This window comes from Labrys neptuniae (genome assembly GCF_040797145.1).
Lineage (GTDB): Bacteria > Pseudomonadota > Alphaproteobacteria > Rhizobiales > Labraceae > Labrys > Labrys neptuniae.
Genome location: NZ_JBFNQD010000005.1, coordinates 119,995 through 132,819, shown reverse-complemented (window position 1 = coordinate 132,819; position 12,825 = coordinate 119,995). Strand labels below are relative to the sequence as shown.

Here is a 12,825-nt window from a genome sequence, read left to right as displayed (position 1 = left end):
AAGACGATCCGAGATCTGCCTTTTCAGAAAATCGACCGCATCGAATCCGTGGGTTGTTGGCCGCCGGCGTTACGACTTGGATGGTGCTGACGGGCTTTTCCTTGCTGGTGCCTTTGCTCCTGGGATGGACCAGGGAGCTGGCGGCCGGCCGCGGGCTTTCCCTTCCCGCCTATGAGGCGTTTACCATCGTTTTCCTGGCAGTCTACGTCATTCCGATCGCCGCGATGGTTTGCCTTGTCGTGGGCTATCCCCTGTGGAGCCTCGCGGGTGCGGCCCGAATGACCCGGCGGCGACATGCATTGGGGTTCGGCGCGGCCGCCGGCGGCATCATCGCGCTCCTGATGCTGCAATCACACAGTCTGGCAGGGTTCCTCATCGGCTTCTTCCTGGTGCCTCATCTGGCAATGGGGGCCGCTTTCCGCCTGCCGGATTGGCTGAAGGGTCTATCGATGCCCTACATCGTCCTGGCCTTTGCTTTTGCCGGCGCGGTCGCGGGTCTCACGGCCCTGTGCATCGGCCGCCGTGGTGCTGCAGGCCTTCGCTGCCTGTTTTGCCGGCCGGCTTGAGCGAGAGTTCCGGACGTTCCCGACATTTGTTTGGAGATCGCCATGATCAAGCAACTCGTCCTTGCCGCTTCGTGCTGTGTCGCTGCTGCCGTGAGTGGCCTTCCGGCGCCCGCCATCGCCACCAGGATCGGGAAAGGAGCGAACGAGGATCTTCCGACCTATTGCGCCCGGGTCGGCACCGACGACACCGTCCGCGAATACACACCGGACCTGCGCGATCGGACGCTGCGTGCCTATGAGACATTCCGGGGCGGAGGCGACGCGTCCCGGGAGAATCCGAGCGAACTCGACGCCCATTTGAAGGTCGACGCGAATTATCGCTGCATGGATGGCAAGGTGATGCTCTGTTCCATCGGTGCCAACCTGCCCTGCGTGAAGATCAACATGGCGCGCAACATTCCGCAGATCACAAAGTACTGCCTGGAGAATCCGGGCGCCGACGACGGCCGCGACCTGGCTCTTGCGATCACGGGTCATGACACCGGGCATAGTTTCCAATGCCGTCATGGCCGCGCCGTCGTGACCGGCACGACCTGGGCGCTCGACAAGCGCGGCTTCGCCAAGAAGATATGGTACGTTCTTCCCGACTAGAGCAAAGCGCGTTCACGACTGAACGCTTGTTTGCTCTAGCTCTTTGGTTCGACGCGTCTTTGCGATTCCAGATACCCCCGTCGAATCGCAAAACGCTGTAGGAGCCGTCCCACAGCTGGGAATTCGGGCGCGCACCAGTCTTTGCAAACCACGGACGAAACAACGAGGCGGGCCGCCAGATCCTCGTTGCCTCCTCACCGCCCGACGGCATCAAGTCCAGGCAGGTCTCGGAAAAGGGCTGCGGGTTTGAAGAAGAACATCCTCCGAATGTAGTCGGCGCACAGTCTAGAATCTGTATAAATTATTGTTATTGCGAGAGAATTCAGAGAGTGGCAAAGGGGATTGAGTTGTCCTCTTTCATTGGCTGCCGTCGTGCCTCAAGTCCTGTGCTTCTTCCTCCTCCGCTCCAGGACAGCCTGCCGGGGCGCATGCAAACGGGTGTCCTCGCCGACCATGGCGCGTGGCCCGATCGCAGCCAGGCAATTCGGCCTCGTGGAGGATTGCTAGATGGTGCTGGACATCCACGCGCTGTTTCTGCGCCACGCCAAGGAGATCTCCAATACGCTGCGGCGTAGGGGGGTTACGGCCGACAACGCCGCCGATTTGACGCAGGAGACTTTTCTCAGGCTGCTTTCGGCGGACTCGCATGCCGAGGTGCATCACGCCAATCCGCGAGCCTTGCTCCATCGCATCGCGCGCAATCTACGCATCGACCAGCAGCGTCGTGAGCGCTTGGTGCTCAAGGACGACCTCGCCGACGAGGCCTTCGCCGCGATCTCGGACGACAAACCATTACCCGAGACGATCGTCATCGATCGCCAACGCCTTGCGATCGTCACGGCCGCGCTCGCGGACTTGCCGGACCGCACGCGCCAGGCTTTCCAGATGCATCGCCTGGGCGAAAGGACCATCAGCGAGATTGCCCAGGAACTCGGCCTGTCGACGACCAGGACCTGGACGCTGATCCGGGAAGCCTACCTTCATGTCCGGGCTCGGCTGCACGAGAAGGCCTAGGCAGGCCGAAAAGGTGTTGCGGTCGCAAAGTATGGCCGGGCATCGGCATGCAACCCTTTGAACGTTTGGAAAAATGTTTCCGCTCATCCGTTTGATTGATGTAGTCAGGGTGGCTGGCAGGTGCCCGGTCGCCTGCCCAAGGAACGTCGATGAACGAAACTTCGCCACAGGAAGATCGGCTGTTCGAAGAAGCGGCCGATCTCATGATCCGTCTTCAGAATGATCCGGGCAATCCGGTGTCCAGGGAGATGGTGAAGCGCTGGCGTGCCAGGGGCCCGGCCTATGAGAGGGCGTGGCTCGAAGCCTTGGAAATCCATGGCTTGACAGGCAGGGTTCTTGCTCCCGCCGATCAGGTCGAACCGCGCCCCAAGCAGGGGTTGACCCGTCGTAGCCTCGTGGCCGCGGGAGTGGTTGGAGCAGGGGCCATGGCCGGTGGTTATCTTGCGTTGCCGGGCCTGATCCTCCGCGCCCAGGCGGATCATCTGACCGGAACGGCCGAAATCCGCCGTGTCACGCTTCCCGATGGCGGCACGGCGACACTGGGCCCGGACAGTGCCATTGCCCTGCATTTCGACGATCGCCGGAGGGCGGTTGCCTTGCTGGCCGGCATGGCATTTTTCGAGGTTGCCAAGGATCCTTCGCGCCCCTTCCGGGCTACGACGTCCGAACTGGCTGCGACCGCCCTTGGCACGGCCTTCGACCTCAGCAACGATGCCGGCCTCGTTTCGGTTTCCGTCGAACATGGGTTGGTCGAGATCGATGTTCCCGGTTCAGCTTCCGTCGATGGCGCCCGGCTGGCGGCCGGGCAATGGGCGACCTTTGACGAGGGCACCCGCCTTACCACCCGCGGCAACCGGGATGCCCGCCAGATCGGCGCTTGGCGCAGTGGCCAGATCCTGGTCGAAAACGAGCCGGTGCGAGCCGTCGTGGCGAAGATCGCACGCTGGCAGCCGGGGCGCGTGATGATCGCCGATGCAGGTCTTGGCGCCAACCGCATCAGCGGTGTTTTCGATCCCGGCAATCCCCTGCGCGCTTTGGAAGCCGTGGTTCACCCCTTCGGGGCCCGCGTTCGTTCGCTCGGTCCCTACCTCACCGTGATTTCGTCGCTGTAAAAAAGCTTCGCAGAAGGGAGAAATTTCGCGGCTCCCATTCGTCTTCACTCAAGGGGCAGGCTTGCGATGCAGTCATCGAGCCCTGCAGCCCCGCGGTGTCGGTGAGTGAGGAGGATTGTCGATGGAATTGGCTCGAGGCTTTCGTGGGAGCCTGTCTGGCTGGGCGCTGAGTTCGGCCCTGATGGCTTCGAGCGTTATCGCCTCCATGCCGCTCCTTGTCCCGGCAGGTGCGCAGGCCGCGCAGGTCCAGTTCTCCATTCCAAGGGGACCGCTCAGTCAGGCCTTGGCGGCGTTTGGACGTCAAAGCGGCCTGCAGATCACCTATCTGCCCGCAGTCGCGCAAGGCAAGTCATCGCCCGGTATTGCCGGTTCGGCCACGCCGCAACAGGCGCTGTCGCGCCTGCTGCGCGGCACCGGCCTGTCCTACAGCTTCACCAATTCGAGCACGGTTGCGATCACGGCGCCCATCATCCGCGACGGGACGGCCAGTATCTCGGGTGCCATCGAACTCGATCCGGTCGTGGTCGAGGGCAATGGCGAAGGCAGCACCGGTTATGTTGCCACGCGCAGCGCGACAGGCACGAAGACCAACACGCCCCTGATCGAGACCCCGCAATCGGTGACGGTGCTCACCCGCAAGGAACTGAACGATCGCAATGTGCAATCCTTGACGCAGGCCGTGGCCTACACCCCCGGCGTGCGCACGGAGTCCGCCGGGTTCGACTCCCGTTACGATTCTTTCTCCATCCGTGGCTTCGACGTCACCTATAACGGCATTTATCGCGACGGGCTGCGCTTTCCGGGCGCCAACATGGCGGTCTTCAAGATCGATCCCTACAATGTCGAGAACATCTCGGTGCTGCGCGGTCCGAGTTCGGCTCTCTACGGATTGGGATCGCCGGGCGGACTGGTCGACGTCACTTCCAAGCTTCCTGTCGACAAGTCTTTTGGCGAAGTGGCACTGGAAGGCGGCAACAGGAACCACATCCAGGGCAATTTCGATGTCGGGGGACCGATCGATGCCGATGGAACCTTGCTCTATCGCCTGACCGGAACCCTACGGGACGGCAAGACGGCCAACGTCCTGGGCGGCGGCGACGACAAGCTTGCCAGCCTGGCGCCGGCCTTCACCTGGCGCCCGAACGACCGGACGACGCTGACCATCCTCGGCGAATATCTTCAGGCCAAGACACCAGCCGCCTTCCCATATTACGAGTGGTTGGGTTCGCCCTCCAACCAGTATTCGCAAAGCGATCCAGACTATAACAGCCTGGAGCAGAAGCAATATCGCATCGGTTATCAGTTCGAGCACAAGTTCGACGACATTTTTACTTTCAGGCAGAAGCTTCGCTACGGCGGCGTCGACACGAAAGTACGCTTCACCGGTGTCAGCGACATCGACGCAAATGCGATGATCGCCAAGCGCTATACCGGCTACGTCCACGACAGGTTGAAGGCCCTGGCGATCGACAACCAGCTGCAGGCCGATTTTTCGACCGGCCCCATCCAGCACAAGACCCTGGTGGGCCTGGACTATTCCAACCTCACGCTGCGCAGCGGCCTCGGCTATGGAACGGCGCCCGATCTCGACCTCACCACGGGCGCCTCGCTCGGGGCATTCACCGATCCGCCCTTCAATACCTCCAACATGTCCCAAAGGCAGAACCAGCTCGGGCTCTATGTGCAGGAGCAGGCCAAATATGACAACTGGATCCTGACCCTGACCGGCCGGCAGGACTGGGTCCAGACCAAGACCTATGAGCGCGTTGGCGAAACCACCGAGCGCGCTTCCGACAATGCCTTCACCGGGCGCGTGGGCCTGACCTATCTGTTCGACAATGGCCTTGCCCCCTATGTGAGCTATTCGACCTCCTTCAATCCCAATCTCGGTTCCGCCGATGGCGTTGCATTCAAGCCCACGACCGGCCGGCAGATCGAGGGTGGCGTCAAATACGCCCCCACTTGGTTCGACGGCATGTTCACCGCTTCCGTCTTCGACGTCACGCAGGATGGCGGCATCGTATCCATCAACAATGTTTCGACGCAGCGCGGCAAGATCCGCGGGCGTGGCCTCGAATTGGAGGCGGTGGCCAATCTCGGAGCCGGCTTCAGCCTGCGCGGCGCCTATACCTTCCTGGATCTGAAGACCATCACCGGCGACGTCGGCACCGTCGGCAAGGTGCCGACCGCGACGCCGCGCAACAGCTTCTCGACCTGGGTCGACTACCAGGCACCCGGGGACATTGCCCTGGCAGGCTTCGGCGCCGGCTTCGGCTTGCGCTATATCGGCGAAAGCTACGGTGACGCCAAGAACACCTTCAAGAACGATGCGGTCGCGCTGGTGGATGCCAAGCTCAGCTACGACCTCGGACAGATTCGGCAAGGGTTGAAAGGCTGGGACGTGCAAGCCAATGCCCGCAACCTGTTCGACAAGAAATATGTCACCTGCGAGTCTGGTTTTTGCTATCAGGGCGCTCGCAGGGTGATGACCGCCAGCTTGCGTTATCGCTGGTGACGCCTTGGAATCCGGCAAAGCTTCCTGTCTCTCGCCCAGCCGGCGGATCGTCCTGACCGGCGGGCTGGCCGCGCTCGCATCTGGCCTCGGTTCCGCCTCGGCAGCGCCAACGGGTTTGCAATCGGCTCCCTATCCCACGCGCATTGTTTCGCTCGACGATGGCTTGACCGAAACCCTGCTCGGCCTGGGCGTGACGCCGGTCGCCATGCCGCAGGTCGAAGCCTGGAACGATTGGGTGGTCGAACCACGCCTGCCCGCGGGCATCACCGATCTGGGGACCGACCGAGAGCCCAATCTCGAGTTGTTGGTGCGGCTTGCGCCGGACCTCATCATCACGACGCCTTACCTGGCTGCGATCGAACCCGTGATGGCGCGTATTGCCCCCACACAGACCTTCTCCATCTACGCCCCGCCGGGGGGGCACCCCTATGAACTGAGCATCAAGGAGACGCTCCGGCTTGGCGCCGTGCTCGGACGCGACAGCCAGGCACAAGCCCTGGTTGCCAGGGGGGCGGCGACAATGGCGCAACTGCGTTCCCGTCTTCGCAAGGCAGCCGACAGGCCGGTGCTGATCGTCAACTTCCTCGACGAGGGGCATCTGCGCATCTACGGCCAGCGCAGCCTGTTCCAGGATGTGATCGACCGTTGCGGCCTTGCCAATGGCTGGACACGGCCGACCAATTATTGGGGCTTTTCCACCATCGGGCTGGAGGATCTGGCCGCCAGTCCCGAAAGCCGATTTTTCTATTTCGAACCGGTTGCTCCGGGCATCCTCCAAAGCCTCGAAACCAACCCCGTGTGGAACAGCCTGCCGTTCGTTCGCGCCGGGCGCATCCATCGTCTGCCTGCCGCATCGGCTTTCGGAATGCTGCCTTCCGCGATGCGCTTCGGCACGTTGCTGAGCAGCCATCTTGCAGATGTCGAAAACATCAATGGGTGAGGTCGCACGGCGGGCAGGCCCTGCCACCCTTACCGCCAGCCTGCTTGCGGCAGCAGCAGCCTTGAGCTGGTGGCGCGCGGCCGAGTACTTGCCTTTGGGGGCCTGGCTCGATGCCTTGTCGATGCGCAACGTCACCGATACCTCCCAGATGCTGTTTGCCTACAGCTTCCTGCCGCGCCTGGTTGTCAGCCTCCTGTGCGGGGCTGCCCTGGGCTTGGCCGGCGCGCTGTGCCAGCTTTCCCTGCGCAATCCCATCGCCTCTCCCACCACGCTCGGCATCGAGGCCGGGGCGAGCCTCGCCCTGAGCGTGGCGATGCTATGGGCCCCCTGGCTGTTCGCTTTCGGGCGGGTCTGGCCCGCTTTGGCTGGCGGCGCGCTGGCGGCGGCAGGCGTTCTGGCCCTGTCGTGGCGACGGGGCCTGGCGCCGATTTCCGTCATTCTGGCCGGGCTTGTGACAGGGCTCTTCTGCGCGGCCTTCGCGGCCATGCTGACCCTGTTCAAGACCGAGTATCTCGCCGGGCTCTTCATCTGGGGCAGTGGCTCGCTCAGCCAGCAGGGTTGGACGGCGGCTGCCAAGCTCGCCCCTGTCTTCGTGGCTGCCGCGCTGGCCGCCGGTATGCTCGCACGTCCCCTGGCATTGCTGGGACTGGATGACGCCAAGGCGCGAAGTCTCGGGCTTTCCGTCGCCACGGCAAGGCTGGCTGCCCTGTCGCTTGCCGTCGTGCTCAGCGTCAATGTCGTCAGCGCGGTCGGTGTCATCGGTTTCGTCAGCCTTGCGGCTCCCGGGCTCGCCCGCGCTCTCGGTGCCCGGCGCGCACAGCATCAACTGGCCTGGTCGACGGCGATGGGGGCCGGCCTGCTGTGGCTCGTGGACCAGGCCGTCCAGTCGGCAGACGCCTTGTCGGGCCTGAGCCTGCCGACGGGAGCCGTCACGGCCCTGCTCGGCGCGCCTCTGCTCATCGTCCTGCTCATGCAGCAAAGGAGCGTTCCGCTGGTGCCCCCGCCTGCCGCGGTGGAAAAGGCTCTGCTGACGTCCACGACCAGGAGCCGTCTCATTGCCCTCGGGCTCCTCGGGGTCATCCTCCTGGCGCTGTCCACGACGGTTGGGCGCGACGGCGATGGATGGCATCTGAGCCTGGGGCAGGAGCTCGACAGGCTTGTGGCGCTGCGCCTGCCGCGCGCGATTGCAGCCCTGGCCGCAGGCGTGATGCTGGGCCTGGCAGGGTGCCTGCTTCAGCGCCTGACGGGCAACCCCATGGCCGGCCCCGAGGTTCTCGGGGTCAGCGCGGGTGCGGCCTTCGGCCTTGCCATTGCCCTGTTTTCCCTGCCCGCGGTCGGGCCGGGCCTGCAATTGCTTGCAGCCTCGGTCGGCGCCTTTGCCGCATTGGCCGCCATCCTGGCGCTCGATCGCAAGGCAAGCCCCGACAGGGCCCTGATCGCGGGCATCGCGTTCGGCGCCATGTTCGATGCCGTGATCAACGTGTTGATGGCCGGCGGAGACCCGCGTGCGATGCTGCTGTTGAACTGGATGATGGGTTCGACCTATGCGGTGGATGCCACGGCGGCTCTCGTGAGCATCGCGGCAGCGCTCCTCCTCTTTGGCGGATTGTTGCTGACGGCGAGAATGCTGACCATCCTGCCCCTTGGCAGGGGCGTGTCGTCCGCTCTCGGTCTCAATCCCACGCACAGCCATATCCTCACCCTGGCCCTGAGCGCCCTCCTTGCCGCCGCGGCGACCCTGATCGTCGGGCCATTGAGCTTCGTAGGGCTGATGGCGCCGCATCTGGCGCGCCGTCTTGGCATGCGCCAGGTCTTGGCCGAATTGGTGGGGGCAGCCATCCTGGGCGGACTGGTCATGGTCGCCGCCGACTGGTTCGGCCGCACCATCGTATTCCCACGGCAGATTCCAGCCGGTCTGGCAGCCTCCCTGATCGGAGGCCCCTGTCTGATCTGGCTCCTAGCGCGAAGGCCATCCTCATGAGCTCACCAGCCCTTATCGCAGACACCATCCATTTCGATCTGGTTCCGGCGTCGAAAATGCCGCCCTATCGCATTTTCCTGCGCATTCCCAAGGAAACGCCGCCGCCGCAGGGCTGGCCGATCCTCTATTTCCTCGATGCCAACGCCATTGTCGGGACGGCGGTCGATATCCTGCGTGTCCAGTCGAGCTATCCGCGCGGCACCGGCATCATGCCCGGGGTCCTCGTCGGTATCGGCTATCCGACGCCGGAAGCCTATGACAGCGTGCGTCGATCCTGGGACATGGGGCCGCCGCCCGGCAAGACCTATCCGCCCCACACCGAGGGCGGCCCGGACGTGCGAACCGGCGGCGCCGACGAGTTCCTGGCGTTCATCGAGGACGAACTCAAGCCCCAGATCGCGTCCCGCGCGCCCATCGACGGCAAGAGACAGGCTGTGTTCGGGCACTCCTTCGGCGGCCTGTTCGTCCTGCATGCTTTGTTTCGCAAGCCGGAAGCCTTCTCGGCCTGGATCGCGGCAAGTCCAGCGATCTGGTGGGAAGGGGCGGGTATCGTGGCTGAAGCGGAACGTTTCGCGGCGGGCGCGGATGCGAAACCTCCGGGGCGCGTGCTAGTGATGGCGGGCGAGTACGAACAGCGCCTGGCACCATTCCAGGTCGGCGCGAGCGACGCGGTCGAACGCGCGCGAAGCTATGAGGAAAGCCGGATTGTCGACAATGCGCGAGCCATGGCCGAGCGCCTGGCGAGCGTGCCGGGTCTCGCGGCCTCCTTCCACCTGCTGGAAGGCGAAAACCACATGTCGGTCCTGCCTGGCTCCGTCAATCAAGCGATCCGCCTGGCGTTCGGTCCATCCTGAGCCCTGCGGAACGTGCAACGGGGCCTTTGGCCTCCAGGCTCCCCAGTCGCAACGGGGCGGAGCCTGCCGCGGGCCTGTCGTCGTCATGGAAGAGAATGCGCTCGCCGGCCCCATCGAGATCCTCGTACTGGTCGCTGCTCATCGACCAGAAGAAGGCGCCCAACGCGGCTGCGCCGAGGATGAGCGCGATCGGGACGAGGAAGACGAGGCTGTTCATTTTGCTGCCACCATGCGCAGGCGTTCGGCGCTCGGCGCGACCTCCTCTTCGATCGTGTGGCCGGCAGGGCGAAGACGAAGCGCATTGGCAACGACGATGACCGACGAAACCGACATGGCGAGCGCGGCCAGCAAAGGCGTGACATAGCCGGCCATTGCGACGGGGATGGCGAGTGCGTTGTAGCCGATGGCGATCGCGAAATTCTGCCGGACCAGGCGGCCGGCCTTGTGCGCGATGTCGAGGGCCGCGGGAATGGCTGCGAGGCTGTCGTAGAGAAAGACGAAATCGGCTGTGCTGCGTCCGATGTCGGCCGCGGTTGCGGGGGCCATCGAAACATGAGCAGCCGACAGGGCAGGGGCATCGTTGAGACCATCCCCCACCATCAGCGTGCGGCGCCCCTCGGCCTTTGCCTGGGCGAGACGGGCCACCTTGTCACCCGGCAGCAGGCCGGCAGCGAAATCCTCGATGTCCAGGGCCTTGGCGATACCGGCAACGGCACTCGATCTGTCGCCGGACAGGATCGTGACGGACAGTCCCGCATGGCGCAGGAGCTTCACCGTTTCGACGGCTCCCGGGCGCAAGGTTTCCGCGATCGCGAAGCGGGCGATCTCCTTGCCATTGCACGAAAGGACCGTGCCATCAGCGGCGCTCTGTGCATCGAGAGCCCAGCTGGCCCGGCCCAGTCGATAGCGCTGGCCGTCGAGATGGGCTTCGAGGCCGAGCCCGGCCTGCTCGCTCACCTCCGAGAGATCGGCGTGCCGTCCTGCGGCGCCGGGGGCTGCCATCGCGATGGCCTGGGACACCGGATGGCTCGAATGCCGCGCCAGCAGGCCTGCGATCTCCAGGGCCTCGGGAGCGACGCCGCGAAGATCGGCGCGGGGCGTGCCGATGGTCAAGGTCCCGGTCTTGTCGAAGCAGACGGCCTCGACCTCGGCGAGGCGTTCGATGGCCGATCCGTCCTTCATCATGATGCCGGCGTCGAACAGACGCCGCGCGGCGACGACCTGGACGATGGGAACGGCAAGGCCGAGCGCGCAGGGGCAGGTGATGATCAGTACGGCGATGGCGATGCTGGTAGCATTGTGCCAGTCCCCGTTCACGGCCATCCAGCCAAGAAAGGTGAGGAAGGCAGCAAGATGCACCACCGGCGAGTAGAGGCGGGCGGCCCGGTCCGCGATCCTGCGATAGCGGGCCCGCCCGTCTTCGGCGGCTTCCATCAGGCGTGTCATTTCGGCGAGGAAGGAGTCTCGCGCACGCGCCGCTGCGACGAGCCTGACGGGCGCACTCAGATTGAGCGCGCCGGCCTGGACGAAGGAGCCGGTCGTCACGGCTACCGGCATGCTTTCTCCTGTCGCCAGGGCACAATCCAGGCTGGAGGTTCCGGACACGACCCGCCCGTCCACCGGGACGCGGTCGCCAACGGCGAGGATGATCGCCATGCCCGGCTCGATCTCGCCGATCGGCAGATAATCCCGGCTTCCGTCGGAACGCTCCACGGTCGCGCCGCGGGGAGAGAGCCGTATCAGGGAGCCTATCACCCCTCGCGCGCGTTGGCGCATGGCATGGTCCAGGGTACGGCCGATCAGCAGGAAGAAGATCAGACTGGTGGCTGCGTCGAAATAGGCCTGGTGGCCATGGTGAAGCGTGTCGTAGAGGCTGAGCCCGAAGGCGAGCGTGATGCCGATGCTGATCGGCACGTCCATATTGGTGCGGCCACGCCTCAGCGCGGCCCAGGCCGAGCGGTAGAAGATGCCGCCGGAATAGATCAGGGTGGGCAAGGCCAAGGCCGCCGATATCCAGTGGAAGGCCTGCCGGGTTTCCGCCTCGGCCCCGGACCAGATCGAGACCGACAGCATCATGATGTTCATGGCCGCAAAGCCCGAGACGGCCAGGGCACGGATCAGGCGGGCCATTTCCGGATCGAAGGTCCGTTCCTCGGCCTCGTCGAGATGCGCCTTGTAACCCACGGCCGCCAGGGCGGCGATCATGTCGGGCGGCGCCGTGCCGCGCCAGGTGACGGCAACGCGGCGGGTGGTCAGGTTGGCGCGGGCGCGTTCGACTTGGGGAAGCCGCGAAAGGGCCTCTTCGACGCTTTGGATGCAGGTGCCGCAATGCATGCCGGGAACGGACAGGCTGGTCTGCCAGGATCCGTTGCCCAGATCACGGCTGGCCAGCGCAATCTCGTCCTGGGAACTCGCCCGCCCGATGGCCGCGGTGAGCTCGACGCCATGGGCACAGCAGCTCATTCGATGGCCCGGTAGCTGTGCCAGGTCGCGTGGCCGAGCAGGGGGAAGATCACGATCAGCCCCAGCATTCCCGTCGCGAGGCTGACGAGAAAGAGGACCAGCACAATGGCGCCCCACATCAGCATGACCGGCAGGTTGCGGAACACCATGGAGATCGACGTGCCCATGGCCGTGAAGGCGTCGACCGGTTTGTCGAGCAGCATGGGAATGGAGAAGGTACTGATGGCGAAGGCGAAGGCGGCGAAGAGGCCGCCGATGGCAGTACCGGTCAGCAGCATGGCCCAGCCGATGGGCGTGGTGAACAGCATTTCGGCGACGTGGTCGAGACCCGGGAAGGGGCGATAGCCGAAGAACAGGGCGTAGATGATCACCGCCGCTCGCATCCAGACCAGCATGAGCAGGCACAGGATCGCTCCGGTATAGAGCACCTGGCCGCCGGAGCGGGCCTTGACGAACATCATGCGGGAGAGCGTGAACGGGCTTCCGGTTTCGATGGCGCGGCTCTTCTCATAAAGACCGATGGCGAGCAGCGGGCCGAGCACCATGAAGCCCGCCAGCGCCGGGAAGAGGATGTAATCGAGGCCGAGCGCGCCGAGTGCCCATACGATGGCGATCGAAACGGCGAAGACGACAAGGCCATAGGCCAGGCTGGGGCCGGGCCGTTGGATGAGGTCGCGCCAGCCGGCGACGAGCCAGCCGAACGCCGCCGATGCCGGCAGATGCCGCCGGCGCCTTTCCGCCGCCGAGGGCAGGAGGGTTTCGAGCTGGCCGTTGGAACGTATCATGGAA

10 protein-coding genes and 1 pseudogene are annotated in these 12,825 nt (G+C 64.6%); 8 read left to right on the top strand and 3 right to left on the bottom strand.

Going from position 1 to position 12,825, the window contains the following annotated elements:
- Positions 1-56: 56 nt before the first annotated feature.
- The 8 genes from ABXS05_RS16610 (at position 57) to ABXS05_RS16575 (ending at position 9,573) form a co-directional block, all read left to right on the top strand.
- A complete protein-coding gene (locus ABXS05_RS16610; protein ID WP_367624697.1) occupies positions 57-566 on the top strand; it encodes a hypothetical protein in 510 nt (169 codons plus the stop codon).
- Positions 567-608: 42 nt separating this feature from the next.
- The gene (locus tag ABXS05_RS16605) at positions 609-1,157 is read left to right on the top strand and encodes a hypothetical protein (RefSeq protein ID WP_367624696.1); all 549 of its coding nucleotides are present in this window, start codon (positions 609-611) and stop codon (positions 1,155-1,157) included.
- A gap of 507 nt (positions 1,158-1,664) precedes the next feature.
- Positions 1,665-2,171: an RNA polymerase sigma factor gene (locus ABXS05_RS16600; protein WP_367624695.1), complete on the top strand. Its 507-nt coding sequence runs from the start codon at positions 1,665-1,667 to the stop codon at positions 2,169-2,171.
- 149 nt (positions 2,172-2,320) lie between these two features.
- The gene (locus ABXS05_RS16595; protein ID WP_367624694.1) at positions 2,321-3,283 is read left to right on the top strand and encodes a FecR family protein; all 963 of its coding nucleotides are present in this window, start codon (positions 2,321-2,323) and stop codon (positions 3,281-3,283) included.
- Between the two features lie 121 nt (positions 3,284-3,404).
- Positions 3,405-5,798 (top strand): TonB-dependent siderophore receptor, encoded by a 2,394-nt coding sequence (locus ABXS05_RS16590; protein WP_367624693.1) that lies wholly within the window; start codon positions 3,405-3,407, stop codon positions 5,796-5,798.
- Between the two features lie 4 nt (positions 5,799-5,802).
- On the top strand, positions 5,803-6,738 hold the full coding sequence (locus ABXS05_RS16585; RefSeq protein ID WP_367624692.1) for an ABC transporter substrate-binding protein: 936 nt from the start codon (positions 5,803-5,805) through the stop codon (positions 6,736-6,738).
- On the top strand, positions 6,731-8,719 hold the full coding sequence (gene fhuB / locus ABXS05_RS16580) for a Fe(3+)-hydroxamate ABC transporter permease FhuB (protein WP_367624691.1): 1,989 nt from the start codon (positions 6,731-6,733) through the stop codon (positions 8,717-8,719). The genes ABXS05_RS16585 and fhuB overlap by 8 nt, the downstream gene beginning before the upstream one ends.
- Positions 8,716-9,573 carry an alpha/beta hydrolase gene (locus ABXS05_RS16575; protein ID WP_367624690.1) on the top strand — a complete coding sequence of 286 codons (858 nt, stop codon included), beginning with the start codon at positions 8,716-8,718 and terminating at the stop codon, positions 9,571-9,573. Before fhuB ends, ABXS05_RS16575 begins: the two co-directional genes overlap by 4 nt.
- A 61-nt stretch (positions 9,574-9,634) precedes the next feature.
- Here the strand turns inward: ABXS05_RS16575 and ccoS are convergent.
- The 3 genes and pseudogenes from ccoS to ABXS05_RS16560 all read right to left on the bottom strand — a co-directional run.
- Positions 9,635-9,790: pseudogene (gene ccoS / locus ABXS05_RS16570) on the bottom strand (cbb3-type cytochrome oxidase assembly protein CcoS); the annotation flags it as partial.
- Positions 9,787-12,036, bottom strand: a complete 2,250-nt coding sequence (locus ABXS05_RS16565) for a heavy metal translocating P-type ATPase (RefSeq protein WP_367624689.1) — start codon at positions 12,034-12,036, stop codon at positions 9,787-9,789. The gene ABXS05_RS16565 and the pseudogene ccoS, both read right to left, overlap by 4 nt.
- A complete protein-coding gene (locus tag ABXS05_RS16560; protein ID WP_367624688.1) occupies positions 12,033-12,821 on the bottom strand; it encodes a DUF2189 domain-containing protein in 789 nt (262 codons plus the stop codon). The genes ABXS05_RS16565 and ABXS05_RS16560 overlap by 4 nt, the downstream gene beginning before the upstream one ends.
- Positions 12,822-12,825 lie beyond the last annotated feature (4 nt).

Coding starts and splice junctions, on each gene's coding strand:
- ABXS05_RS16565 (WP_367624689.1), bottom strand. CDS start 12,036: ATGAGCTGCTGTGCCCATGGCGTCGAGCTCACCGCGGCCATCGGGCGG.
- ABXS05_RS16575 (WP_367624690.1), top strand. CDS start 8,716: ATGAGCTCACCAGCCCTTATCGCAGACACCATCCATTTCGATCTGGTT.
- ABXS05_RS16595 (WP_367624694.1), top strand. CDS start 2,321: ATGAACGAAACTTCGCCACAGGAAGATCGGCTGTTCGAAGAAGCGGCC.
- fhuB (WP_367624691.1), top strand. CDS start 6,731: ATGGGTGAGGTCGCACGGCGGGCAGGCCCTGCCACCCTTACCGCCAGC.
- ABXS05_RS16560 (WP_367624688.1), bottom strand. CDS start 12,821: ATGATACGTTCCAACGGCCAGCTCGAAACCCTCCTGCCCTCGGCGGCG.
- ABXS05_RS16590 (WP_367624693.1), top strand. CDS start 3,405: ATGGAATTGGCTCGAGGCTTTCGTGGGAGCCTGTCTGGCTGGGCGCTG.
- ABXS05_RS16600 (WP_367624695.1), top strand. CDS start 1,665: ATGGTGCTGGACATCCACGCGCTGTTTCTGCGCCACGCCAAGGAGATC.
- ABXS05_RS16605 (WP_367624696.1), top strand. CDS start 609: ATGATCAAGCAACTCGTCCTTGCCGCTTCGTGCTGTGTCGCTGCTGCC.